The sequence below is a fragment of the Nonomuraea sp. NPDC049421 genome, from assembly GCF_040677005.1.
GTDB lineage: Bacteria > Actinomycetota > Actinomycetes > Streptosporangiales > Streptosporangiaceae > Nonomuraea > Nonomuraea salmonea.
Genome location: NZ_JBFAQA010000006.1, coordinates 231,338 through 253,749, shown reverse-complemented (window position 1 = coordinate 253,749; position 22,412 = coordinate 231,338). Strand labels below are relative to the sequence as shown.

Below are 22,412 nucleotides of genomic sequence, written 5' to 3'. Positions count from 1 at the left end.
TTGTCCAGCACAGATGTTCAGAGCTGGTGGGCGGCGGCGACGAGCCCTTCCGCCGTGGGCGTGTCCGTGACGAGCTGGTTGAAGTAGCCGCCCCTGGCGCCGGCCACGATCGAGAGCACCTTCTCGGCGCCCACCGCGACCGCGATCGTGTGCGGGATGCGCCGCAGGTCCTCCTGCCTGGCCGCGACCAGCCGCTCGCTGCCCGGATACGTCACCGGCGCCCCGTCGCGGTCGTAGATGCGCATGCACACGTCGCCCACCGCCTGGCGCAGGCTGTCGGCGTCGCGGGGCATGAGCGAGGGCACCATCTGCCGCATCAGCGGCGCGGAGCCGACGCCGACGAGCGCGCACTTGGCCCGCTCCCACAGGTCCATCACCCGGCGCACCGACGGCTCGTGCTGCAGCGAGTAGAACAGCTCGGGGCCCGGCAGGGCGGGCGCGTAGAGGTAGGCGGGCACGCCGCCGACGCGTTCTGCCAGGATGCGGGTGGTCTCGTTGGTCTGGTACCAGGGCTGCGGCTCCTCCTGGCCGCCGACCGCGGGGGCGATGGTCACGCCGGGATGGCGGCCGAGGTCCTCGCGGGCGCACTCGTAGACGGTGGTGCCGGAGGAGACCAGCACGACGTCGCCCGACACCAGCCCGGCGCCGGCCAGCGCGCGGGCCACGCCGGGCGCCAGCCAGGGGCCGAGGGCCGGGCCGTTGGCCTTGGGCACCAGGTGGACGCGGTCGAGGCCGAGCGCCTCGGCCACCTCGGCGGCCAGCGGGCCGTCCGCCAGTGCGGCCGGGCGGTGCACCCTGATCTCGACGATGCCCTGCCTGCGGGCCTCGGTGAGCAGCCGGCTCACGGTCGCCCTGCTGACGCCGAGCCGCTTGGCGATGTCGCCCTGGGTGGCGTCCTCCAGGTAGTACTGCTGGGCCGCGGTGTACATCAGCTCCTGGGGAAATCTGGCCTGCGCCTCGGGTGCGACGTCGGCGGCATTCATGCACGCGCTCCTCGGTGAACAGATTTGCAGAACTGATGCGCAACCACTATAGCCACGTGCTTCCTGCACGTCCCGGGGGACAGGCTAGCCGCCGATCAGGGCGTCGCCGAGCGGGGTGCGCGCGTACACGACACTGCGGCCGGTGCGGGTGCCCGCGATCAGGCCCGCGCCGCGCAGCGCCGCCATGTGCTCGCCGACCGTGCCGACGCTCTGCCCGAGCAGCGCGGCGAGCTGCGTGGTGGTCGCCGGCTCGGCCAGCTCGGCGAGGATGCGGGCCCTGCTGCGGCCGATCAGCGCCGCCAGCCGCCGGTCGGGCGCGGCGGGAACGGCTGCGATGCCCCTGGCCGGATAGACCAGCGCGTACGGCCAGCCCTCCTCCAGGTATGCCCCCACGCTCTCCATGAACGCCGACGGCAGGAACAGCAGCCCCTTGCCGCCCAGCCGCCGTTCCTCGCCTTTCATGCTGTGCAGCTTCACCTCGATCCGCCCGCCCCGCCAGCGCACCTGCTGCGGGCTCAGGTCCTCAAGGGCCGCCTGCCACCCGTACGCCGCGAGCCGCCCCGCCCGGTAGGCCACGTCCCGCTGGAGCACCGCCCGCAGCCGCGGCCATTCGTGCACGAGGATCTCCGACCACAGCGCCTCGTACGCCCGCGCGACCAGCGCGACCACGTCGGGCCCGAACAGCAGCTCCCTGACCCAGGGCGTCACCGGGGGCCGCTCGGCCAGCACCCGCTCGATGTCCGCGTGCGCCCGCGCCACCGGCGTGGCCCGCACGGCGGCCAGCTCCGTCTCGAACGGCACGTCCACGGCCGTCGGCGGCGGGGCGATGAAGTCGACGTTCGCACTGCCCTTGTTGCCGGTGATCGCGCCGGCCGCGCGCAGGGCGGGCAGCTCCCGCGTCAGCCGCAGGTACGTCTCCCGCCACCGCGCCACCCACGCCTGGTGGGGGCCCGCCCGGTAGTGTCCGGCCAGCACCCACTGCGCGTGCATGGTCTCGATCAGCGGCGAGATCGCGAACCTGCTGGCCATCACGTCCTGCGGGCCCACTGCGATCGCCACCACCTTTCGGTTATATCCGAAGAAGTCGCCCGGCGCTCGGGGCGGGCCGCAGCATCGTGGCCGTGAAAGGTGCGACGTTCGGCGAGGTGTTCGCCGTCAAGGAGTTCCGGGTGCTGTTCGGCAGCTTCGCGCTGCTGATCGCCGGTGACTCGATCAAGATGCTGGCCCTGTCCGTGCTCGTCTACGCCAGGACCGGGTCGGCCGGGCTGTCGGCGGCGGCGTACATGGCCGGGTGGCTGCCGTACATCTTCGGCGGGCTCTTCCTGCTCTCCCTGGCCGATCGGCTGCCGGCGCGGGCGTTGATGATCGCCGGAGAGCTGCTCAGGGCCGTCACCTGCCTGCTGCTCGCCTACGCCGGGCTGCCCGTGTGGGCGATGCTGGCGCTGGTCGTCGGCTCCGGGCTGCTGTCGCCGGTGTTCTTCGCGGCGCGGGCCGCGATGCTGCCCGAGGTGCTGCCCGGTGACGCGTTCGTGCTCGGGCGCTCGCTGCTCAACGTGGCCTCGGCGAGCGCGCAGGTCGTCGGGCTGGCCGCGGGCGGCACGTTCCTCGCCGTCGCGGGGCCCTCAGGGGCGCTCGCCGTCACCGCAGGGTTGTCCGTGGTGGCGGCCCTCGTCCTGCGGTACGGGCTGCCGTACACGGCGGCGCGGAAGGCCGGTGAGTCGGGCGCGGTCCGCCAGACGCTGCGGGTCAACCGGCGGCTGCTGGCCGATCGCCGGGTACGGGGGCTGCTGCTGGCCGGGTGGCTGCCGTGCGTGTGCATGGCGGGGGCGGAGGCCATGGTGGTGCCGTACCTCGGCGGGCAGGGGCAGGCCGGGATGGTGCTCGCGGCGGCGGCCGTCGGCATGGCGGCGGGGGAGTTCGCCGTGGGCCGGTTCGCGGCGCCCGCCCTGCGTGAGCGGCTGTCGTTCCCGCTCGCCGTGCTGATCGCGGTGCCGTGGATCGCCTTCGCCCTGCAGCCCGGCATCGGGTGGGCGGCGGTGCTCGCCGCGCTCGGGGCGGCGGGGCTGTCGTACCAGCTCGGGCTGCAGCGGCGGTTCGTGGACGCGGTGCCGGAGGAGGTGCGGGGGCAGGCGTTCGGGCTGCAGTCGGCCGGGCTGATGACCGGGCAGGCGGCCGGCGCGGCGCTGATCGGCGCCCTCGGCGAGGTGGTCGCCCCCGGGTACGCCATGGCCGCGTCGGGGGCGGCCGGGGTGCTGGTCGCGCTCGCGCTGGTCCGCGTGCTCCGCCCGCCGGCCGTTCCCGTCGCCGTGCCGGCGCCTTGAGCCTTGCGCCTTAAGGGGGAAGCCTCAAGGGGGAACCTCGCCCGAGCCGCGCACGATCAGGCGTACCGGCAGCTCGACGTGCTCAGAGCGGCCCGTGTCGCCGCCCAGGCGGCGGAACAGCAGCTCGGCGGCCACCCGCCCCATCCACGCGGGGTCCTGCGCCACCACGCTCACCCCTGGGTCGAGCAGGTCGGCCAGCTCGAAGTCGTCGAACCCGACCAGCGCCACCCGCCGCCGCGCCAGCGCCCGCAGCGTCGTCACCGTGTAGCGGCCGTTGCCGGTGAACAGCGCCGTCGGGGGCTCGTCCAGGGCGAACATCCGCTCCAGGTCCGTACGCACCGCATCGGCCGACGGCGCCCGCATGGCCACCAGCCGCTCGTCGTACAGCTCGCCCAGCTCGTCCCGGTAGCCGCGCAGCCGCTCGGCGGCGGTGAAGATGGCCGGGTCGTCACCGAGGAAGGCGATCCTGCGGTGCCCGTGCGCGATCAGGTGACGTACGGCCTGCCGCGCCCCGCCGGCGTTGTCGGCCAGCACGGTGTCCACGTCGAGCCCCACGCCCGGCGGCCGGTCGGCGAACACCACCGGCGTCCCCGCCTCCAGCTCGGGCCGCAGGTAGGTGTGGTCGTCGCCGGCCGGGACCACGATCAGCCCGTCCACCCGCCGCGCGCAGAACGTCTCGACCAGCTCGCGCTCCCTGCCCGGCTCCTCGCCTGACGAGCCGCTGAGCAGCAGGCAGCCGTGCTCGATCACGACGTCCTCCACCGCCCTGCTCAGCCCCGAGTAGAACGGGTCGGCCACGTCCTCGATGACCAGCCCGATCGTGGCGGTCCTGCCCCTGCGCAGCACGCGCGCGCTCTCGTTGCGGCTGTAGCCGAGCCGCTCGATGGCCGCCCGCACCCGCTCCGCGGTCGCCGGGTGGACGCCTGGCTCGCCGTTCACGACCCGCGAGACGGTCTTGAGCGCCACGCCGGCCGCCGAGGCGACGTCCTTCATCGTCGGTCTCACGTCTGGATCATTTCCTACTCGGGAGGGGCGGACAACGTTGTCAAGCGCTTATGCGAGAGTGGTCGTCTATGTCGCTGAGATCCGCCTTGCTCGTGGCCGGGGTCGCCCTGGCCGCGCTCAACCTACGCCCGGCCATCGCGGGCGTCTCCCCGCTGCTCGGCGAGATCATGGAGGACGTGGGTCTCAGCCCGGCGGGCGGCGGCGCGATCACCACGGTCATGGTGGTCTGCCTGGGCGTGTTCGGGCCGGTCACGCCGCTGCTGGCGCGCCGGATCGGCCTCGACCGCACGCTGCTCGCCGGCCTGCTCGTCATCGCGGCGGGCGTCGCCGTACGCGGGCTCGACGGCGCCCCGCTGCTCTACCTCGGCTCCGCCCTGGCCGCGACGGCCATCGCCGTCATGAACGTCTCCATGCCCGGCGTCGTCAAGCAGCACTTCCCCGACCGGGTCAACCTCATGACCGGCGTCTACGTCTCCTGCGTGGTCGCCGGCGCCGCGCTCTCCTCCGCGCTGGTGATCCCGATCGAGCACGGCACCGGGTTCTCCTGGCGCGGCGTCACGGCGCTGCTGGCCGTGCCCGCGCTGCTGGCGGCGCTGCTCTGGCTGCCGCAGGCGCTGCGCAGGCCGGAGGCGGCCGCCAACGGCCCCCGCCCCTTCGGCGCCGTCCTGCGCAGCCGCGTCACCTGGTACGTCACCGCCCTCATGGGCCTGCAGTCCCTCACCTTCTACGTCATGCTGGCCTGGCTGCCCACGATCTTCCTGGAGGCCGGGCTCCCCGCTGACCAGGCCGGCTACCTGCTCAGCCTGACGAACCTGGTGCAGGTCGGCACCTCGCTCGCGGTGCCCGTGCTGGCGGGCCGGCGCGCCTCGCAGGTCCCGTACGTGGTGGGCGCGTGCCTGCTGACCGTGCTCGGCTACCTGGGCGTGCTGCTGGCGCCCACGACGCTGCCGTGGGCGTGGATGATCGTGCTGGGCGTCGGCCAGGGCGCCGCGTTCGCGCTGGCCCTGCTGATCATCGCGCTGCGCCCCGCCGACCCGGCGGCGGTGACCGCGCTGTCGGCCGTCGCCCAGTCCGTCGGCTACGTGGTCGCGGCGCTGGGCCCGCTGCTGTTCGGCTTCCTGCGGGAGGTGTCGGGCGGCTGGACGGTGCCGCTGACCGTCGGCCTCGGCGTGCTGGTGGTGCAGCTCGTGGCCGGTTGGCTGGCCGGCCGCCCTGCTACGTTGGAGACGATGACTCACAAGCAGGGCCCCGCGTGCTGACCGACGTCCTTCGCCGGCTGGCGGACGAGCGCGGCGGGGTGCTCGGGGTGGTGCCCGAGCTCGTCATCGAGCCCGACGCGTCGTGGACCCCGGTCGCCGAGCTGGTGCGCGAGCCGTACACACCGCTGTCGCGGCTGGTGGACGAGACCGCCGCGCGCTGGAACGCCCCGCGCCACGTCGGCGCGGCGCTGTTCTGGAAGACCTACGGCTACTGGCACGCGCTGCCCATGGCGCTCGGGTGGGCGCTCGACGGGCGGGTGCCGGTCATGCCGTTCGGGGAGACGTACGTCAAGGTGTCGGACGCCGGGGTGACGCTGGCCGCCACGAGCGTGCGGTGGGAGACCGGCGAAGGCGCCATCCGCGAGGCGCTGGAGGAGTCGCAGCGCCCGCTGGTGGCGGCGATCGGCGCGCTGGCCAAGGTGGGGGAGCGCACGCTGTGGGGCTCGACGGCCGAGGCGTTCGCCCACCCGCTGACCACGATCGTGCCGGGCGACTACATGGAGCTGCTGCGCCGCATCGGGCCGCCGCTCGACGGGCTCATCGAGCCCGCCGGCGACGGCTACTTCCGCAGGACCTGCTGTCTGTGGATCACGCTGCCCGACGTGGAGCCCTGCGGAAGCTGCTGCGTGCTCCTGCCCAAGGCCAGGGCGTCGTCAGGCGACTGATCCGACGGGCTGTCCCGCGGGCTCGTCGATGGTCTCGTCGATGGGACGCAGCTCGTCGGCGTAGCTGACCGAGACGCGGCGCATGACGCCCGTGCCGTCGATGGAGTACTGGCCGAGCCGCCACAGCGGCGGCGAGTACGCGTGGATGGACACGCTCTCGTCCACCGCGCCGGTCAGCCGGTGGATGTGGTCGGGACCGAACGAGAACGACCGACCCTCCGTCACCACCGTCTCCAGGTGCTCGCCGCCGATGCGCGGATTGCATTCGAGCAGCGCGCCCTGCACCACGTGCACCGCCCCTGAGGAGGTGTCGTGGTCGTGCCAGCCCGTGTCGTCCTCGGGACGCCAGCACAGCAGCCAGACGTCCACGTAGGCGTCGCGGTAGAGGGAGGCGTAGTGGCGCCCGCCGTCGGCGGGGAAGTCCACCTGGTCGCGCCACTCCTCCGGATGGGCGGCCAGCTCGTTCACCAGGTCGCGCAACTCACGCCGGTCGAGAGTGCGCTCGGGGAGGCCGGCACAGGTGCCCCCGTCCTGGATCCGGTCAGTGCTCACGTACGAGTCTCCTTTCTGTTCAGCAGACGACGGGGGTTGACGACCCGGACGGCGTGACCGGCGGCCGCGCCGAGCCCGGGGTCGGGTGCGGTGGCGTAGGGGGCGTCGGATCCGTTGACCACGACGTCGATGCCGAGCTCGCGGACGATCGCGTCGATCGCGCGCGGGCCGTAGGAGGAGGTCTCCACGAAGAAGTCGCGGTCGACCTGGCCGCGCCCGCCGCCGCCCCTGGCGATCAGGCGCTCGGAGTGCAGCGGGGCGAGGCCGGCGAGCAGCGCGAAGCAGACCCGCAGCCGGGGGTGCCTGGGCCGCACGACCGCGTGGAAGTAGTGCCACGCCGCGTGCATCTGCTGCACGTACGGCACCAGCGCGGGCCACCACGGCGGCGTGCCGGGGGCCGGCGCGGCCGGGCCGGGATGCACGAACAGCGGCAGGTCCCTGGCGGTCAGCACCTCCAGCAGCCGGTCGTCGGGGACGGCGGTGGCCGGGATCTGCAGGCCGGCGAAGCCGCGGTCGAGGTCCTTGGCGAGGTGGTCGGGGTCGAGCTCGCTGTGGCAGGTGGCCGCCCACGCGCCGAACGGCTCGCCGAGCGCGAGCGCGCCGTCGTGGTAGGCGTCGATCAGCGGCCAGGCGTCGTCAGGCGGCAGGAACTCGATGCCGAGCGGGCTCGACAGCGACACCAGGGCCAGCTCCAGGCCGGTCGTGTCACGCCGCTCGTGGTCGGCCGGGTTCACCTCGTAGGGCGGCTCGCCGTCGAGGACCAGCGTCCAGCCGTCGAGGTACGGCGGGCTCGTACGGGCGCGCAGGGCATCGATGAACGCCGGTGTCCACAGGTGCTGGTGCACGTCGATGCTCATCGTCCGCGGCCCTCCTTCCGTTATTTCCTACTCACAATACATGTAAACCGTCCGGCCTGCGCGGCCAGAGGAGTGAACCGTTTCAGTGATACGGTTCAGTGAACCGCTTCACTACAGGGCTGTCAATGGGCGCCCCCGCCACAAGACCGACAAGCGCCGGCGGGAAGACGGCTTCTGTCGGTGTCACGCAATAGGCTGGCCTAATGCCTCGGAAGAGAGCCACGATCCGTGAGGTGGCACAGGCCACGGGTCTGTCGCCGGCGGCCGTCTCCTACGCGCTGCGCGGCCTCCAGGTCTCCGAAGAAACCATGGAGCGGGTCCGCGCCGCCGCCGCCGAGCTCGGCTACGAGGCCGACCCCATCGCCAGAGCCCTGGCCAGCGGGCGCACCGGCATGATCGGCCTGCTCTGCGGCTCGCTGGAGGACCTGTGGCAGCAGTCGCTGGCCGTGGGCATCAGCAGGGGCCTGCGGGAGAAAGACCGCTACGCCCTGATCCTCGACGCGGTCGGCGACCCCGCCCGCGAACGCGCCCTGGGCCGGCAGCTGCGCGACCAGCGCGTCGACGGCATGATCGTGCAGCCCGTCGATCCCGCCGCCGCGTTCTGGGCCGAGCTGTGCGAGTCGGTGCCGGTGGTGGCCATCGGCGACTCCATCGCCGGCACGGCGGGCGAGGTCGTCTTCGACAACCGGCGCGGCGTCACGCTCGCCCTCGAGCACCTGCTCGCCCTCGGCCACCGCCGCATCGCCGTGCTCACGCCCACCCGGCCCAGCACGCCCGACCGGCCCGCCGACGTCCACGTCACGGCCGAGGCCGAGCGGCTCGGGCTCGACATCGAGCTCACCACCGCGCCCCACGACCTGGCCGGCGCCACCGCGACCGCCCACCGCGTGCTGTCGGGCGAGCAGCCGAGCGCCGTCTTCTGCTTCAGCGACTCCATCGCCTACGGCGTCTACGCGGCGGCGGCCGACCTCGGCCTGTCGATCCCCGGCGACGTGTCCGTCATGGGCTACGACGACCATCCGATGTCCGGCCTGCTCAGCCCGGGGCTCACCACCGTCGACTGGGACATCGACGGCATCGTCAGGGCCGCCGTGCGGCTCATCTCGGCGGCGGCCGACGGCGGCGCGCGCCGGCGGCGGGTGGTCCAGAAGCCGACGCTGCGCGAGCGCGGCTCGGTGGCTCAGCGCTCCTGACGTCCAGGCTCCCGATATTCGGGCTCCCGATGTCCAGGCTCCTGACGTTCGGGCTCCTGATGTTCAGGCTCCTGACGTTCGAGCTCCTGTCAGGGCCCGGCGCGACTCCTCCAGGTCCGCGGTGAGCGGGCGGTCGGGGGCGGGGGCGTCGAGCGCGCGGGCGGCGGCCGTGCGCTCGCAGGCCAGCACGATCTCCAGCGGCTCCAGGCAGCGCAGGGTGTGGCGGGCCGCCTGGGTGGCGAACCCGGCGTGGTCCTCGGCCCCGCGCGAGACCACCGCGGTGCCCGTCGTCACCGGCTGGGCGAGGTGGCGCAGCTCGGCGACGGCGTCCTGGGCGACGTACTCCAGGATCAGCATGCCCGACGCCCCGGGACGGTCGGCGAGGAAGGGCAGCCGGCCGGTGTAGGCCGGGTCCATCAGCGTGGCCAGGCGGGCGGCGCTGAGCTGCGCCGCCTGCACGAGCGCCGGGCGCAGCGCGTCCAGCGCCAGCGCCACGGGCGCGGAGTGGAAGTTGCCGTTGTGCCAGGCGAGTGAGCCGGCGAAGAGCGGGTTCTCGGCGGCGGCGTTGAGGTCGGTCTCGATCGCGGTGACCGCCCTGCCGAGCGCGTCCACGGCGGCACCGTGCACCTGGGCGAAGGCGCGGAAACCGTACGGGTCCTGGACGCGGGTGCTCGGCTCGTGCGACGCCAGCCCGCGCAGCGCCGCCGCGACCGCCGCCTGGCCGGGATGCGGGCGCGCCTCCTGCACGACGGCGGCCAGCGGCTCGGCAGAGGCGTCCACGGCGGCGAACGACATGGCGGCCACCGTGATCGCGGCCTCCATGAGCGTGCGCAGGCGGTGCACCGCGATGGCGGCGTCGGCCAGCGTGGCCGCGCCCGAGCTGATGAACGGCAACGCGTCGCTGGAGGCGAGCGGGTAGTGCGGCGGTTCCTTGTCCACCGGCTCGGCGCTGTCCCAGGGCAGCTCGCCGAGCAGGCAGAGCGCCGTCGTGGACAGCGCGGTCAGATCACCGGTGCCGATCGCCCCGTACGTGCGCAGCGGCGGCGTGAACCCGTGGTTGATCGCGTACGCCAGCGCCTCGCACACCCCCGGGTCCACGCCCGAGCCGCCCGCGAGCAGCTGGTTGAGCCGCACCACCAGCATCGCCCTGGCCCGGCCCGGATCGACGCGCGGACCCGCGCCGCACGCGTGGCTGCGCAGCAGGTCGAGGCCGCCGCCCTCCAGCAGGACGTCCCGGTTCGCGCCCACGCCCGTGCTCCTGCCGTACACCGGCCCGGTCAGCTCCTGGGCGGTGGCCCACGCGGCCCGGGCCCGATCGAGGGAGGCGATCGCGACCCGGGCTCCTCCGTAGGCGGCCTCGTGCACCCGCGCGCACGTCAGGCCGGCACCGTCGAGCTCCATGAACGTGGGGGTCAGTCTCCGTCGGGGATGAACGCGCTGAGCACCCAGCTCACCACGCTGACGATGATCGCGCCCCAGAAGGCGGCCGGGTAGAAGTTGTCGACGTGGAAGGGGATGCCGAACTCGCCCGCGATCCAGCTCGTCAGCAGCAGCATCGCCGCGTTGATGACCAGCAGGAACAGGCCTAGTGTCAGGACGATGATCGCGCAGCCGAGCGCCTTCACGATCGGCTTGACGATGGCGTTGACGACACCGAAGATCAACGCCACCAGGAGCAGGACGCCCCAGTATCGGGCCGAGTTCGTGGGGGCGTCGACGGAGATGCCGTCGAGGAACTGGATGGCCACCCACAGCGCCACTGCCGCTGCGAGCGTTCTGATGATGAATCTCACGCTGGTTGATCCTCCCACTTGAGATCAGTGCTCGATAGGGGCGCCGTCAGAACGATGCCCGCCGATCACTTTCCGTAGTCGCCGGGTGGTCACCGGTTATCGCCGGACGACGCGGGGAAGAGGCGTGCAGGGGAGGAACCGACATGGACACGAACGGGCTCGAGTCGTTGCCGGCCGCCGAATTGCACGATCGGGCGGTGCGCTACGCCGTACGCCACGGGGACCTGGGGTTCCTATGGGAGTTGCTGAAAGTGATCCCGGCCGCCGAGGCCGCCAGCGGGCACTCGACGGAGTCCGCCAACGACCTCAGCAAGGTCTCCGCGCTGCTCAGCGACGCCCTCGCGGCGGGCGAAGGCAAGCTGGGCGAAGCGCTGCGCCCGGTCTACCTCGACTACCTGCGTCAACATCCTGACGCCTGAACGCGTGGGAGGTGCGGCTCAGCCCGCGAGGCGTTCCCTGGGGCCGCCGTACGTCGCGAAGCCCGGCGTGGTGAGCTCCTGGCCGTCGTGCAGCACGATCAGCGTTTCGTACGGCCCCTTCCCGGCCAGCTCGGTCGCGTAGCGGCGGGCCTGCACGGGGCCCATGGCGTACATGGCGGTGGCGTACGCGTCGGCGAGCCCCAGGTCGGGGCCGATGACCGTGACCGCGCCCAGCGCGTCGCGCACCTCGCCGGTGTGCGGGTCGAGCACGCGGGACCCGCCCGAGGTGGCGATGCCGAGGTCGTGGGCCCGCACCGTCCTGCGGACCTCGCCCGTACGCGGGTCGCGCACCGGCACCCGCCAGCGCCTGCCAGGAGCGGCCGAGCCGCGCACCCGCACGTCGTTACCCGCCGTGATGCGGTGGTCGCCCGCGCCCGCCTGCACCAGCGCGCGCGACAGGCGCTCCAGCGCCCAGCCCTTGACGTAGCCGGAGGGGTCGGTGACGCCGTTGATGCGGGCGTCGAACCAGCCGCCGGTGGCCTCGCTCAGCTCGTCGCAGCGGTGCAGCACCTCGATCAGCTCGGGGACCTGCTCGATGGTGCCGCCCCTGTTGAGGCGGCTGATCTGGCTGTCCTCCTTGCCGGGGCTGAAGGTGTCCTCGACCCAGCGCAGCCAGGCGAACGCGTCGTCCAGGAGCGGGGTCAGTTCGCGGGCGGGAAGGGGGGTGCGGATGTCGATGGTGACCGGCCGGCCCATGACCGTCTCGACCCGGCTGCTGCCGGGGAACGCCGTCGGGGCTTGTGCAATATGGGAAGTCGTCGCAGACTCGGTGACCTTGGAAGTCGTCACGGACCCGGTGGCCTTGGAAGTCGTCATCTTGCCTCCTTGTCCGTCGCCCACGCTGTCAGATCGCTCGTATGCTCAGCCTAAGCCTTGAGCTCAGATCTGAAATGAACCTGTGACCTGGGCACCGCCAGGCGGGACAGCGCGCCCCCGACGTACCGCTGGAAGCGGCGCGGACCGGCCACGACCACCTCGCGCTCGGCGATGTCGGGGACCTCGCGCCCGAGCCCGGACGCGCTCACCCGCTCCTTGACGCGCGGATCGTGCTCGGCGCCCACCACGAGGATGACGCCGTAGCGGGACTGCAGCTCGCGCAGCTCGTCGGTGACCCGCTCGGTCCGGTAGACCGCGACGGTGTCCGGCTCGCCGGCCAGGCGCTCGCCCAGCTCGCGGGGGTCGAGGCCGGTCGCGATCAGCAGGATCGGCCGCGTGCGGCCGGGGACGCGGTGGCTCCGGAGTGCCATCACGGCGGCTGCCGCGTACAGGAGCAGGGAGGCCACCCGGGTGAAGCCCGTGGCCTGGGTGGTGACGCTGAACTGGTGGGCCACCAGCAGCGCGCCCGCGAGATAGCCGCCGAGCCGCAGGCGCTGCCTGGCCTCCTCGGTGCGGAGGTGGTCGGCGGCCACGACGGTGAGGAAGCCGACCGCGACGAGCAGCGCCGCGGCGGCGTAGGCAGAAGGAGCCGACGGATGGCCGGAACCCGGATGGATCGCCCCGAACTCGGCGATCGCGACGCCGCTCCAGAAGAGGATCGGCCCCTGATGAGCATTCGCCTCGCTAGCCATGTCATCAACCTTGCGGATCGAACATGAAAGCATTCTGAGTAGGGTCTAGAAACATGGCTAACGTGCGCGTGGAGCGGACTGAAGAGGGCGGATTCCGGGCGACCAACGCCCGCGGCGCCGAGGTTTCGATAGGCGGCGGAGACCAGGAGGGCGTGTTCACTCCGGTCGAGCTGCTGCTGGCGGCGGTGGGCGGGTGCAACATCGTGACCGTCGAGCCGCTCACCGCCAAGCGCGGTCACCGGCTGGTACGCCTGGCGATGACCGTCGAGTCGGAGAAGGTCGAGCCCAACAAGCTGGGGCCGGTGACGGTCACGTACGACGTCGAGCTCCCGTCGGAGGAGGCCGGCGAGGTGTTCGACGCGGTCGCCCACCGGGTGCACGAGAAGTACTGCACGGTGAGCAGATCACTGCAGGACGGCACTGAAGTTCGGTTGGAGCTTCCGTAGGTGGATTAAACAGATATTCGACCCCGTTATGACGCGACCGTTGCATTCGTCTCGGTAGCGTAGGAGCAGGTCAGGAGCACTGGCGACTGACCACGAGGACCTTCACCGATGCGAGCGCGGAGGGGGACCGCGGTTCGCAAAGTGCGGGACCGCCGGCGTTTTTGGGGGAAAGCGCCGGCCTGGACCGCCACCGATCGGGCCGGGCAGATTTGGGGGAACTGCCCGGCCCGATCCATGCGTAAGCTCCGATGAGTGAAGAAAGTTCTCATCGACTGCGATCCGGGCATAGACGACGCACTCGCCCTCGCGCTGGCCGCCGGCTCGGCGGACGACATCGACCTGGTGGGCATCACCACCGTCGGCGGGAACGTCGACCTGGAGTTCACCACCGCCAACGCCCTCGCCCTGCGCGAGTTCCTGCGGCTCGGCGACGTGCCGGTGACGCCCGGCAGCGCGGGCGCCCTGCTGCGGCGCACGGTCAGGGCCACCGACGTGCACGGGCCGACCGGGCTCGGCGACGTGGTGCTGCCCGCCCCCTCGCGGGGGCCGTCGGAGGGGCACGCGGTCGACTCCATCGTGGAGACGCTGCGGGCCGCCCCCGGCGAGATCACGCTGGTCGCGGTGGGGCCGCTGACGAACATCGCGCTCGCCGTACGCCGCGAGCCCCGCATCGTCGAGTGGGCCCGCGACTTCGTCATCATGGGCGGCTCGTACACGCGCGGCAACCACAACCCGGCCGCCGAGTTCAACATGCTGGCCGACCCCGAGGCCGCCGCGATCGTGTTCGAGGCAGGGTGGACGGTCAAGATGTTCGGCCTGGACGTCACGCTGACCGCCGCCGTGACCTCGCAGGTGCTCGACCGGATGCGCCCGCTCGGCCGGCTGTCGGACCTGCTGGTGCCGGCCGCCCAGTACTACGGGGTGGTCTCGGCCGAGGGCGGCCCGGCGATCCACGACGCCGTCGCGGTGGCGTACGTGCTGCGCCCGAGCCTGTTCACCTGTGTGCCCGCCGTGGTGAAGGTGGAGACGGCGGGCGAGTACACCAGGGGCATGACGGTCACCGACTTCCGCATCGACGCAAGCCAGGCGAACGCCCTGGTGGCCACGGCGATGGACGTCCCGGCCTTCTGGGACCTGGTGCTGGGGACGTACGAGAAGCTGTCGGCCCGCCTGGCGTAGGGAAGAGAGTCCGGGCGGCGCGGGCACTGTTTGGCGGCTGATACAGTTATCCCTGTTGCGCCGCTAGCTCAGTTGGTCAGAGCAGCTGACTCTTAATCAGCGGGTCCGGGGTTCGAGTCCCTGGCGGCGCACCACCGCAGAAACCCCAGTTCAGTCCGCTGAGCTGGGGTTTCTTGGTTCTCGGAGCGGCTCGGGCGAGGTCGAGCCGCGACCGCCTGGCCGAGGCGGGGCGGGAGCGGTGCCGGAGCAGGGGCCGGCGGCGGAGCCCAGGCCCGCGGGGGGTACGGACGGAGCCCCGCCTCTTGGCCTTCGGCGCCTTGCCGGTGGTCAGACCTGGCCGATCCCGCCGTCGACGGGCAGGTCGATGCCGGTGACGAAGCTCGAGTCCGCGGAGGCCAGGAAGAGCGCCGCGGTGGCGATCTCGTGCTCGTCACCGAGGCGGCCGACGGGCACCCGCGAGGCAATCTGCTCCTTGAACCCCGGCGGGAGGTCCGCGAACGCGGCGGTGTCGATCGCGGCGGGGCTGAGGACGTTGACCCGGATTCCGCGCTGCTTCAAGTCGGTGGTCCAGGTCCGGGCGAACGATCGCAGCGCCGCCTTGCTCGCGGCGTAGACGGTCGTTCCCGGATCGCCCTTGTCCGCGGCGCCCGATCCGATGAGCACGATCGAGGCGCCGTCGGACAGCAATGGCAGCAGTTTCTGTACGGTGAAGAACGTCCCCCGCACGTTCACCCCGAACACGGCGTCGAACGACTGCTCGGTCACGTCGCCGATGTGCTCGTTCCACGTCCAGACGCCGGCGCTGGCGACGAGCACGTCCACCCGGCCCGCTTCGGCCGCCACGACCTCGGCCAGGCGGGCCGCGTCGGAGATCTGGCCGACGTCGCCGAGCACGCCGGTCACGCCGTGGCCGATGGCGGCCACCGCCGCGTCCAGCCGGTCCTGGCGGCGGCCGGTGATGACCACGTGCGCGCCCTCCTGGACGAACAGCTTCGCCGTCGCCAGTGCCAGCCCAGAGGTTGCGCCGGTGATCACCGCGACCTTCCCGCCGAGCTTCGCCATGTCGCTCTCCTTGTCTCGAAAATGAGCGTGCTCTCATTTTTTGTGCTGCTGACTGTAGCGAAGATGAGAGCACCCTCAAAGTTGAGACGTATCGCATTTTGCTACGGTGACCTCATGCCTGCCACGGGGAACCCGCTGCCCGCTCGCCGGGATGCCCGCCGCAATCGCGAGCGGTTGCTCGAGTGCGCCCGGCGCGCGTTCGCCGGGCAGGGCGCGCAGGCCGCCCTCGACGGCATCGCGCGCGAGGCGGGCCTGGTGGTCGGCACCCTCTACCGGCACTTCCCGACGCGCCTGGACCTGCTGTGCATGGTGCTCGAGCCGAAGCTGCGCCACGTGATCGAGGAGGTGGAGGCCGCGCTCGACCTGGAGGATCCGTGGCACGCCTTCCGCACCCTGCTCGAAGTCCTGTGTACGGCCCAGGCCGGGGACCGGGCGTTCGCCGACTTCCTGGCTCGGCGCTTCCCCGGCGACGACCGCACCGAGACCGCGCACGGCGAGATCTGCGCGCTCGCGCAACGGGTGCTGGGGCGGGCGCAGGCGGCCGGCGTCGTCCGCCCGGACGTCACCGGCGCCGACCTCTTCCTGCTGTTGTGGGCGAGCAGCACGGTAGCCGAGGCCACCCGGCACGCCGCCCCGTCCCTGTGGCGGCGCCACCTTCACCTGGCGCTGGACGGGTTCCGGGCGCCGGACCGGCTCGACCTGGGAGAACCCGCGTGGGACGCGGACCGGCTCTGCCGCGCGATCGCCACCGGGCCATCATGGCGGCCATGACGAAGCTTGTACGGGCCGTGGCTCGCGGATCACGTTCCGCAGCGGGCCGCCGGGGCCTTCCGGCGGGCGGAAAGGCGGTGTTTCAGAGCACGCAGCCGTCCTTGCCGAGGTTGTGGAGTCCGGCCGCGCTCTCCGCCATCCGCCGGTAGGCAGGACATCGGGTGAAGTCGTCCGCGGTGCACTCCATCAGGTGCTCGATCAGCGCCTTGGAGGCCGATATCTCCTGTAGCCGGTGTTCCAGTTCCGCGTGGTGCTGCTGGAGGAGGGCTTGGCGCTCGACCTGTCCGGAGACGGTGAGGATCTCCCGGATCTGCTCCAAGCTCATGCCCGCTGCCTTGGCGCGAACGATCGTCAGGACGCGTACGACGTGGTCGCGGGTGTAGCGGCGGCGGCCGTTGACTCTGGTGGCGGGGGCCAGAAGACCCATGGCCTCCCAGTGGCGCAGGACATGTGGGGCGAGGTCGAACTGCTCCGCGAGTTCCCCGATCCGCATCCATTCGCTTGACTTCATGTTGACATTAACTTGCAGACTTGCCTTCACGTCAAGCGATCGCGCTTTATGGAGGCAAGAGATGTTCGACGTCATCATTGTCGGGGGAGGCCCGGCCGGCATGGCCGCCGCGCTGGCCCTGGGACGGGTTCACCGGACGGTGCTACTGGTCGACGCCGGAGAAGGCCGCAACATCGCCGCCGAGAACGTACACAACTTCCTCACCCGGGACGGCACGCCACCCGCCGAGTTGCGCAAGCTCGGCTGCGAGGAACTGGCCGGATACCCGGCGCTACAGACAAGGACGGGGACGGTCACCGACGTCCGCGTGCTGGACGGCAACGACTTCCGACTGGACCTGTCCGGAGGTGAAACGGCCCAGGCACGGCGGCTGCTGTTGGCCACCGGGCTGACCGATGAGCTTCCCGGCCCGAGCGGGGTGCAAGCGCTGTGGGGCCGTTCCGCCTTCCACTGCCCCTACTGCCACGGCTACGAATGCACCGACCAGCAGGTCGCCGTGCTCGGCACGGACCCGGCCCGAGTACGGCTGGCGCTGCAGCTGAGCCGGTTCGCCGCCGACGTCACACTCTGCACCGGCGGCCGGCCGCTCGACCCCGCGGCGCACGCCACGCTGGACAATCACGGTGTCGGCGTGCGTTGCGAGGCCGTCGCCCGCCTGGAGGGCACGGACGGACGGCTGGAACAGATCGTGTTCGAGACCGGCCCATCCCTGGCCCGAGACGCGGTGTTCGTCGTCAACGTGCCGCGCCAGCGCTCCGACCTCGCCGCCCGCCTAGGCTGCGCGAGCTTCGCCGACGGGTGCGTGGAGGTGAACGAGTTCGGCCAGACCAGTGTGCCCGGCGTGTACGCCGCAGGTGACATGGCGCGCCGGGCCGGCATGCCGGTGCCGATGGCCGCGGTCATCGCCGCGGCTGCCGGCGGCACCCTCGCCGCAGCGGTCATCGACCAGGACCTGCTGAGCGCCGACTTCGACCTGCCCAGCCCGTTCGCGCAGGCAAGGGCCTGATCACGGTGTCCGCGGATCTCACGCAGACCGCCACCGGCCTCCCGTCGAAGGACGGCAGCAATGTGCCGCTCGCCACGGCCGGCCTGCTGATCGGCATGCTGCTGTCGGTGCTGGACCAGACGGTGGTGGCCATCGCCCTGCCCGACATCGCCGCCGACCTGGGCGGTATGGACGCGATCGGCTGGGTCGTCACCTCGTACGTGCTGGCCTCGACCGCGACCGGAGCCCTGTACGGCCGCCTCAGCGACCGGTTCGGCCGACGTACGGTGTTCCTCACCGCGGTCGCCGTCTTCGTCGCGGGCTCCGCACTGTGCGGCCTGACCCAGACGATGCCCCAGCTGATCGCGGCCAGGACCGTGCAGGGCATAGGCGCAGGAGCGCTGTTCGTGCTGCCCACGATCGCGCTGTCCGAGCTGTACCCACCCCGCCTGCGCAGCCGGATCCAGGGTTTCACTGGCGGCGTCTTCGCCCTCGCCAGCGTGGGCGGCCCGCTCGCCGGCGGCGCGATCACCGACGCCTGGGGCTGGCGCTGGATCTTCTACATCAACCTGCCGCTCGGCCTGCTCGCCATGGCGCTGGTCGCGTTCGCGCTGCGGCTGCCCAGGACCGGCGGGGACGGCAGGATCGACTTCGCCGGGGCCGTGCTGATCGCCGGCGCCACCGTGAGCCTGCTGCTGGTGGCCGAATGGGGCGGCCGCACGTACGCGTGGAACTCCGGCGTTATCCTCACACTGATCGCTGCCCTGGTAGTGCTGGGAGCGCTGTTCGTGTGGCGGGAACGACGCGCGGCCAACCCGCTGCTGCCGCTACGGCTGTTCGCCGACCCCACCTTGCGCGTCGCGCTGCCCGCCACCGCGCTGCTCGGCGCACTGCTCGGCGGATCGATCGTCTACCTGCCCACCTACCTGCACGGCGCCTACGGCATGGGAGCCACCCAGGCGGGGCTGGCGCTCAACCCGTACGTCCTGACGTTCATGGTGGTCTCCTCGCTGGCCGGCACCCGCATCGGCGCCGGCGGCCGGTACAAGCCCTATCTGCTCGCCGGCTCACTGATCGCGGTCCTGGGATTCGCCCTGCTCGGCCTGCTTCAGCCCGACACCCCCTACGCCCTGCTCGCCGTAGAGATCGGCGTGCTCGGCGTCGGCTTCGGGCTGCTGATGCAGAACCTCGTGGTTGTCGCGCAGAACGCCGTCTCCCCTGCGGACCTGGCCGCCACCACCTCCGCCGCGGTGTCCGTCCGCGGCCTGGGTCTCTCGCTCGGCGTGGCCCTCTTCGGCAGCCTCCTCACCCGCGAACTCCAAGGGCAGGCCCCGGCGCCCCAGGCGACCGCCGCTGCCATCCCGGACGTGTTGTTCTGGGGCGCACCGGCCGCCCTCGTCCTGGTGGCGTTGCTGGCGCTGCTGCCCCGAACCGTCAACCGCCCCAAGGCAGGAGAGGCAACGGCATGAGCACCGACAGACAGACAGTCGTGATCGAGGGATACGAGACCCTACGCACTCTGCTGACCGATGCCAGGCTGTCCAGTGCACCCCCTGACGGCCAGGCGGGTTTCGGCGACCGATGAGGGAACGGTCGTCATCATCGATGACCGGAAACCGCCCTATGAGGTTCGGGTGCTCACGAAGAGGCTCGGCCTGGGTGGAGGAGAGGCGAAGAAGATCGCTATTCCCACGATCGACGTGATCGTTTCCCGGACGAGGCTTCCACTCTCCATCATCCGACCGCGCCATGACGACCATCCGACCGCGCCATGACGACGTCACGCCTTCAGGCGGTTCGCCGGTTGCGGCTATGCCGAGGCAGGCGGCGCTGCAGGCACCTGCAGCCGACGCTGCAACTTCTCCCTCTCTCAGCCGGGCGAACGAGGCCGACATTCTTGGACGCATGGAACGATTCGACGTCATCGACACCTGCGTCAAGATGGCCTGGTATGCCGATCAGCGGCAGTGGGCCGAGCTGGCCGAGGTGTTCGCGGACCAGGTGACCCTCGACTATACGAGCCTTGACGGGGGCGAGCCGGCCACGCTCACCCCGGCGCAGATCGTCGGCGGCTGGCAGGCCGTGCTCGGCGGCTACGCGGCCACCCAGCACCTGCTGAGCCACCCCTTGGTCGTCGTCGACGGCGACACCGCGTTGTGCACCGCCCCCTTCCAGGCCACCCATCGCAAAAGTGATGACACCTCGTGGACGCTGGGCGGTACGTACCGCTTCGAGCTGGCGCGCACCCGCAGCGGCTGGCGGATCACCGCGGTCGTGATGGCCGCGGCCTGGAACGACGGCGTGCGGTGAGGACGGGTCCCGTCATCGCCGGTACGGCGGTGGCCGTCCTCGTCGTCGGCGGCATCGCAGTCGTGGCCGGCGGCGACTTCCTGCGCGCGGGTGCCGCCGGCTCCGCCCAATCTCCGCCCGCGCCCGCCGCCTCACCCGGCCGGCCGGACCCGGCGGCACGGCGTGAGCTGAACCCGGCGGCGCGGCGTTACCTGGACGCGGTGGCCGCGCGGGACGCCGACGCGCTGGCCGCCGCCTTCGCGCCCGACGGCCTGGTCGTCGACCTCGGCCGGGAGATCCGCGGCCGCGACGCCATCCGCCGATGGGCGGCCGACGAGGTCATCGGCGGCGTGTACGAGCTGCTCGGCAGCACGCCGCGCGCGGGCGGGGTGAGCATGCTGGTCCGCTTCCAGCCCGGAGGCGTGGGCGGCTTCCGCGCGAACTACCACTTCGACATCACCGATGGATTGATCACCCAAGCGACCTTGGAGTACGCGTGAACGTGAGTTTCGACAGCGACGGCGTCACCCTGGCCGGCAACCTGTTCCTGCCTGAAGGGGTGGAACGGGCTCCGGGCGTGGTGGTGGCGGGCACCTGGACCAGCGTCAAGGAGCTGATGGCCGACCGTTACGCGCAGCGCCTGGCCGAGCGCGGCTTCGCGGCGCTGTCGTTCGACTTCACCGGCTTCGGCGCCTCAGGCGGCGAGCCGCGGGAGGTGGAGAACCCGGCACGCAAGGTCCGCGACATCCGCAACGCGGCCGGTTTCCTGACCGCCCACCCGGCGGTCGAGGGCGACGGGGTGGGTGCTCTGGGCATCTGCGCGGCGGCGATGTACATGGCCGACGCCGCCGCGCATGATCCCCGCGTGACCTCGCTGGCGCTGGTGGCGCCCTGGCTGCATGACGCCGCCATCTGCGAGGCCGCCTACGGGGGCGCGGCGGCGGTGGCCGAGAAGATCAAGGCCGGGCGGGAAGCCCGTTCACGCTACGACGAGACCGGTGAGATCGACTACGTGCCGGTGGTCAGTGCCACGGACCCGCGGGCGGCCATGCCGTACGCCATCGACTTCTACCTCGATCCGGCCCGCGGCGGCATCCCGGCCTGGCCCAACCGGTTCGCGGTGATGGCATGGCCGGACTGGCTCACCTACGACTCCATCGCGCCGGCCTCGCGGATCACCCAGCCCACCCTGCTCGTGCACAGCCAGGACGCCGCGATCCCCGACGGTGCGCGCCGCTTCCACACCGGGCTGGCCGGGCCCAAGGACATCCTGTGGACCCAGGGCACCCAGTTCGACTTCTACGACCAGGAACCGCAGGTGACGGTTTCGGCCGACACCGTGGCCGCGCACTTCCGCAGGACGCTGCGATGATCTTCGTCACCGGAGCCACCGGCAACGTCGGCCGTGAGGTGCTCGCGCAGCTCACCGCGGCCGGCGTCCCGGTGCGCGGCCTGTCGCGGACGGCCGGGGCCGACCTGGACGACCCCGCCTCGCTGCGTCCCGCGCTGGAAGGGGTGCGGGCGGTGTTCCTGCTACCGGGCTATCGCGACATGCGCGGGCTGGCCGCCGAGTTCGCCACCGCCGGGGTCGAGCGGGTGGTGCTGCTGTCCGGCCAGGCCGCCGTGGCCACCGACTCCGCCAACGCCGTCTCGGCCTACATGATCGACTCCGAGACGGCCGTCCGCGAGTCCGGCCTGGCCTGGACGTTCCTGAGGCCGACCGCCTTCATGTCCAACACCCTGCGCTGGCTGCCCCAACTGCGAGCGGGCGACGTCGTGAGCGACGCCTTCGGCGACGTGCCGATCGCCAGTATCGACCCGGCCGACATCGCGGCGGTGGCCGCCAAGGCGCTGCTGGAGCCGGCACACGAGGGACGCGCCTACTCCCTCAGCGGCCCCGAGGCCCTGCTACCTGCCGAGCGCCTCCATATCCTCGGTCGGGCACTCGGCCGCGATCTGCGCTTCGAGGCGCAGACCGACGAGGAAGCCTGGACGTGGATGAGCGCCACCACACCGATCGCATACGTGCAGGCGTTCTTCAGCTTCTACCGCGGCCACATCATCGACGAGAGCACCGTCCACCCCACCGTGGAGAACCTCACCGGCCGCCCGCCCCGCACCTTCACACAGTGGGCCACCACCCACGCCGCCGCATTCAGAGAGCAACCTTCATGATCAGGAAACTCGCCTGGACGGCCGCTGCCGTCATCATCGCCCTGACCGGTACGGCAGGCGCCTCAGCCACCACGTCCGGCAGCGCGCCCATCGACAACCTGGCGCCCGGCCGCTTCCACGAAGCCCTGGATCCGCTGGTGGGCACCTGGAAGGTGACCAAAACCAACTACGTGCTGTCCAGCAAGCCGATCGTCTCCCGTGGCATGGGCAAGAGGCCGACCTTCGATCTCTACTTCACCCCGCCGGGGCAGCGGGAACGCCTCATCGACCGGGTCGTCTACACCCGCAGAATCGAATGATCACGGCCTACAGCCGCACC

26 protein-coding genes and 1 tRNA gene are annotated in these 22,412 nt (G+C 72.0%); 16 read left to right on the top strand and 11 right to left on the bottom strand.

The genetic code is table 11. The annotated features are described in order from the left end of the window. Window positions 1–17: 17 nt before the first annotated feature. Both AB0K18_RS13365 and AB0K18_RS13360 read right to left on the bottom strand, forming a co-directional pair. Window positions 18–983: a sugar-binding domain-containing protein gene (locus AB0K18_RS13365; protein WP_364914172.1), complete on the bottom strand. Its 966-nt coding sequence runs from the start codon at window positions 981–983 to the stop codon at window positions 18–20. An 84-nt stretch (window positions 984–1,067) separates the two neighbouring features. Then, complete coding sequence (locus AB0K18_RS13360) at window positions 1,068–2,042, bottom strand: DUF5937 family protein (RefSeq protein WP_364914170.1); 975 nt, start codon at window positions 2,040–2,042, stop codon at window positions 1,068–1,070. A 62-nt stretch (window positions 2,043–2,104) separates the two neighbouring features. Between AB0K18_RS13360 and AB0K18_RS13355 the strand changes: the two genes are divergently transcribed. Beyond that, on the top strand, window positions 2,105–3,304 hold the full coding sequence (locus AB0K18_RS13355; RefSeq protein ID WP_364914168.1) for an MFS transporter: 1,200 nt from the start codon (window positions 2,105–2,107) through the stop codon (window positions 3,302–3,304). 24 nt (window positions 3,305–3,328) lie between these two features. Here AB0K18_RS13355 and AB0K18_RS13350 read toward each other — a convergent pair whose 3' ends face one another. After that, on the bottom strand, window positions 3,329–4,297 hold the full coding sequence (locus AB0K18_RS13350) for a LacI family DNA-binding transcriptional regulator (RefSeq protein WP_364914368.1): 969 nt from the start codon (window positions 4,295–4,297) through the stop codon (window positions 3,329–3,331). Between the two features lie 80 nt (window positions 4,298–4,377). Between AB0K18_RS13350 and AB0K18_RS13345 the strand changes: the two genes are divergently transcribed. Both AB0K18_RS13345 and AB0K18_RS13340 read left to right on the top strand, forming a co-directional pair. Next, on the top strand, window positions 4,378–5,568 hold the full coding sequence (locus AB0K18_RS13345) for an MFS transporter (protein ID WP_364914166.1): 1,191 nt from the start codon (window positions 4,378–4,380) through the stop codon (window positions 5,566–5,568). After that, entirely contained in the window at window positions 5,562–6,233 is a 672-nt protein-coding gene (locus AB0K18_RS13340; protein WP_364914164.1) for a (2Fe-2S)-binding protein, read from the top strand. The genes AB0K18_RS13345 and AB0K18_RS13340 overlap by 7 nt, the downstream gene beginning before the upstream one ends. Here the strand turns inward: AB0K18_RS13340 and AB0K18_RS13335 are convergent. Continuing rightward, complete coding sequence (locus AB0K18_RS13335; protein WP_364914162.1) at window positions 6,222–6,785, bottom strand: cysteine dioxygenase family protein; 564 nt, start codon at window positions 6,783–6,785, stop codon at window positions 6,222–6,224. The two genes, AB0K18_RS13340 and AB0K18_RS13335, sit on opposite strands and share 12 nt — an antisense overlap. Then, window positions 6,782–7,642, bottom strand: a complete 861-nt coding sequence (locus AB0K18_RS13330) for an amidohydrolase (RefSeq protein ID WP_364914160.1) — start codon at window positions 7,640–7,642, stop codon at window positions 6,782–6,784. Before AB0K18_RS13330 ends, AB0K18_RS13335 begins: the two co-directional genes overlap by 4 nt. Window positions 7,643–7,875: 233 nt before the next feature. Here AB0K18_RS13330 and AB0K18_RS13325 point away from each other — a divergent pair, with 233 nt between their 5' ends. Next, a complete protein-coding gene (locus AB0K18_RS13325; protein WP_364914158.1) occupies window positions 7,876–8,835 on the top strand; it encodes a LacI family DNA-binding transcriptional regulator in 960 nt (319 codons plus the stop codon). Window positions 8,836–8,898: 63 nt separating this feature from the next. On the opposite strand, the gene AB0K18_RS13320 is transcribed toward AB0K18_RS13325, so the two are convergent. Together AB0K18_RS13320 and AB0K18_RS13315 are read right to left on the bottom strand one after the other, a co-directional pair. After that, entirely contained in the window at window positions 8,899–10,236 is a 1,338-nt protein-coding gene (locus AB0K18_RS13320; RefSeq protein WP_364914156.1) for an aromatic amino acid ammonia-lyase, read from the bottom strand. 11 nt (window positions 10,237–10,247) lie between these two features. Continuing rightward, complete coding sequence (locus AB0K18_RS13315; protein ID WP_364914155.1) at window positions 10,248–10,628, bottom strand: phage holin family protein; 381 nt, start codon at window positions 10,626–10,628, stop codon at window positions 10,248–10,250. Between the two features lie 143 nt (window positions 10,629–10,771). Between AB0K18_RS13315 and AB0K18_RS13310 the strand changes: the two genes are divergently transcribed. Then, entirely contained in the window at window positions 10,772–11,047 is a 276-nt protein-coding gene (locus AB0K18_RS13310) for a hypothetical protein (protein WP_364914153.1), read from the top strand. A gap of 18 nt (window positions 11,048–11,065) precedes the next feature. On the opposite strand, the gene AB0K18_RS13305 is transcribed toward AB0K18_RS13310, so the two are convergent. Together AB0K18_RS13305 and AB0K18_RS13300 are read right to left on the bottom strand one after the other, a co-directional pair. Continuing rightward, entirely contained in the window at window positions 11,066–11,923 is an 858-nt protein-coding gene (locus tag AB0K18_RS13305) for an FAD:protein FMN transferase (protein ID WP_364914151.1), read from the bottom strand. 50 nt (window positions 11,924–11,973) lie between these two features. Further along, window positions 11,974–12,675: a hypothetical protein gene (locus AB0K18_RS13300; RefSeq protein WP_364914149.1), complete on the bottom strand. Its 702-nt coding sequence runs from the start codon at window positions 12,673–12,675 to the stop codon at window positions 11,974–11,976. Window positions 12,676–12,728: 53 nt separating this feature from the next. Here AB0K18_RS13300 and AB0K18_RS13295 point away from each other — a divergent pair, with 53 nt between their 5' ends. The 3 genes from AB0K18_RS13295 to AB0K18_RS13285 all read left to right on the top strand — a co-directional run bounded on the left by AB0K18_RS13295 (window position 12,729) and on the right by AB0K18_RS13285 (window position 14,434). Further along, complete coding sequence (locus AB0K18_RS13295; RefSeq protein WP_364914147.1) at window positions 12,729–13,121, top strand: OsmC family protein; 393 nt, start codon at window positions 12,729–12,731, stop codon at window positions 13,119–13,121. Window positions 13,122–13,373: 252 nt separating this feature from the next. Beyond that, window positions 13,374–14,300, top strand: coding sequence for a nucleoside hydrolase (locus tag AB0K18_RS13290; protein ID WP_364914145.1), 927 nt, complete (start codon window positions 13,374–13,376; stop codon window positions 14,298–14,300). A gap of 57 nt (window positions 14,301–14,357) precedes the next feature. Further along, window positions 14,358–14,434 (top strand) — tRNA-Lys (locus AB0K18_RS13285). 193 nt (window positions 14,435–14,627) lie between these two features. Here the strand turns inward: AB0K18_RS13285 and AB0K18_RS13280 are convergent. Then, the gene (locus AB0K18_RS13280) at window positions 14,628–15,362 is read right to left on the bottom strand and encodes an SDR family oxidoreductase (protein ID WP_364914143.1); all 735 of its coding nucleotides are present in this window, start codon (window positions 15,360–15,362) and stop codon (window positions 14,628–14,630) included. A 114-nt stretch (window positions 15,363–15,476) separates the two neighbouring features. Between AB0K18_RS13280 and AB0K18_RS13275 the strand changes: the two genes are divergently transcribed. Next, on the top strand, window positions 15,477–16,133 hold the full coding sequence (locus AB0K18_RS13275) for a TetR/AcrR family transcriptional regulator (RefSeq protein ID WP_364914141.1): 657 nt from the start codon (window positions 15,477–15,479) through the stop codon (window positions 16,131–16,133). An 82-nt stretch (window positions 16,134–16,215) separates the two neighbouring features. On the opposite strand, the gene AB0K18_RS13270 is transcribed toward AB0K18_RS13275, so the two are convergent. Further along, complete coding sequence (locus AB0K18_RS13270; protein ID WP_364914140.1) at window positions 16,216–16,644, bottom strand: MerR family transcriptional regulator; 429 nt, start codon at window positions 16,642–16,644, stop codon at window positions 16,216–16,218. Window positions 16,645–16,705: 61 nt separating this feature from the next. Here AB0K18_RS13270 and AB0K18_RS13265 point away from each other — a divergent pair, with 61 nt between their 5' ends. The 7 genes from AB0K18_RS13265 (at window position 16,706) to AB0K18_RS13235 (ending at window position 22,392) form a co-directional block, all read left to right on the top strand. Beyond that, window positions 16,706–17,650: an NAD(P)/FAD-dependent oxidoreductase gene (locus AB0K18_RS13265; protein ID WP_364914138.1), complete on the top strand. Its 945-nt coding sequence runs from the start codon at window positions 16,706–16,708 to the stop codon at window positions 17,648–17,650. A 5-nt stretch (window positions 17,651–17,655) separates the two neighbouring features. Further along, entirely contained in the window at window positions 17,656–19,098 is a 1,443-nt protein-coding gene (locus AB0K18_RS13260; RefSeq protein ID WP_364914136.1) for an MDR family MFS transporter, read from the top strand. Between the two features lie 436 nt (window positions 19,099–19,534). Further along, the gene (locus tag AB0K18_RS13255) at window positions 19,535–19,939 is read left to right on the top strand and encodes a nuclear transport factor 2 family protein (protein WP_364914134.1); all 405 of its coding nucleotides are present in this window, start codon (window positions 19,535–19,537) and stop codon (window positions 19,937–19,939) included. After that, window positions 19,936–20,418 (top strand): nuclear transport factor 2 family protein, encoded by a 483-nt coding sequence (locus AB0K18_RS13250; protein WP_364914132.1) that lies wholly within the window; start codon window positions 19,936–19,938, stop codon window positions 20,416–20,418. The genes AB0K18_RS13255 and AB0K18_RS13250 overlap by 4 nt, the downstream gene beginning before the upstream one ends. Next, on the top strand, window positions 20,415–21,290 hold the full coding sequence (locus tag AB0K18_RS13245) for an alpha/beta fold hydrolase (RefSeq protein ID WP_364914131.1): 876 nt from the start codon (window positions 20,415–20,417) through the stop codon (window positions 21,288–21,290). Before AB0K18_RS13250 ends, AB0K18_RS13245 begins: the two co-directional genes overlap by 4 nt. Next, window positions 21,287–22,093, top strand: a complete 807-nt coding sequence (locus tag AB0K18_RS13240; protein ID WP_364914129.1) for an NAD(P)H-binding protein — start codon at window positions 21,287–21,289, stop codon at window positions 22,091–22,093. Before AB0K18_RS13245 ends, AB0K18_RS13240 begins: the two co-directional genes overlap by 4 nt. Continuing rightward, window positions 22,090–22,392: a hypothetical protein gene (locus tag AB0K18_RS13235; protein WP_364914127.1), complete on the top strand. Its 303-nt coding sequence runs from the start codon at window positions 22,090–22,092 to the stop codon at window positions 22,390–22,392. The genes AB0K18_RS13240 and AB0K18_RS13235 overlap by 4 nt, the downstream gene beginning before the upstream one ends. The last annotated feature ends 20 nt before the right edge of the window (window positions 22,393–22,412 follow it).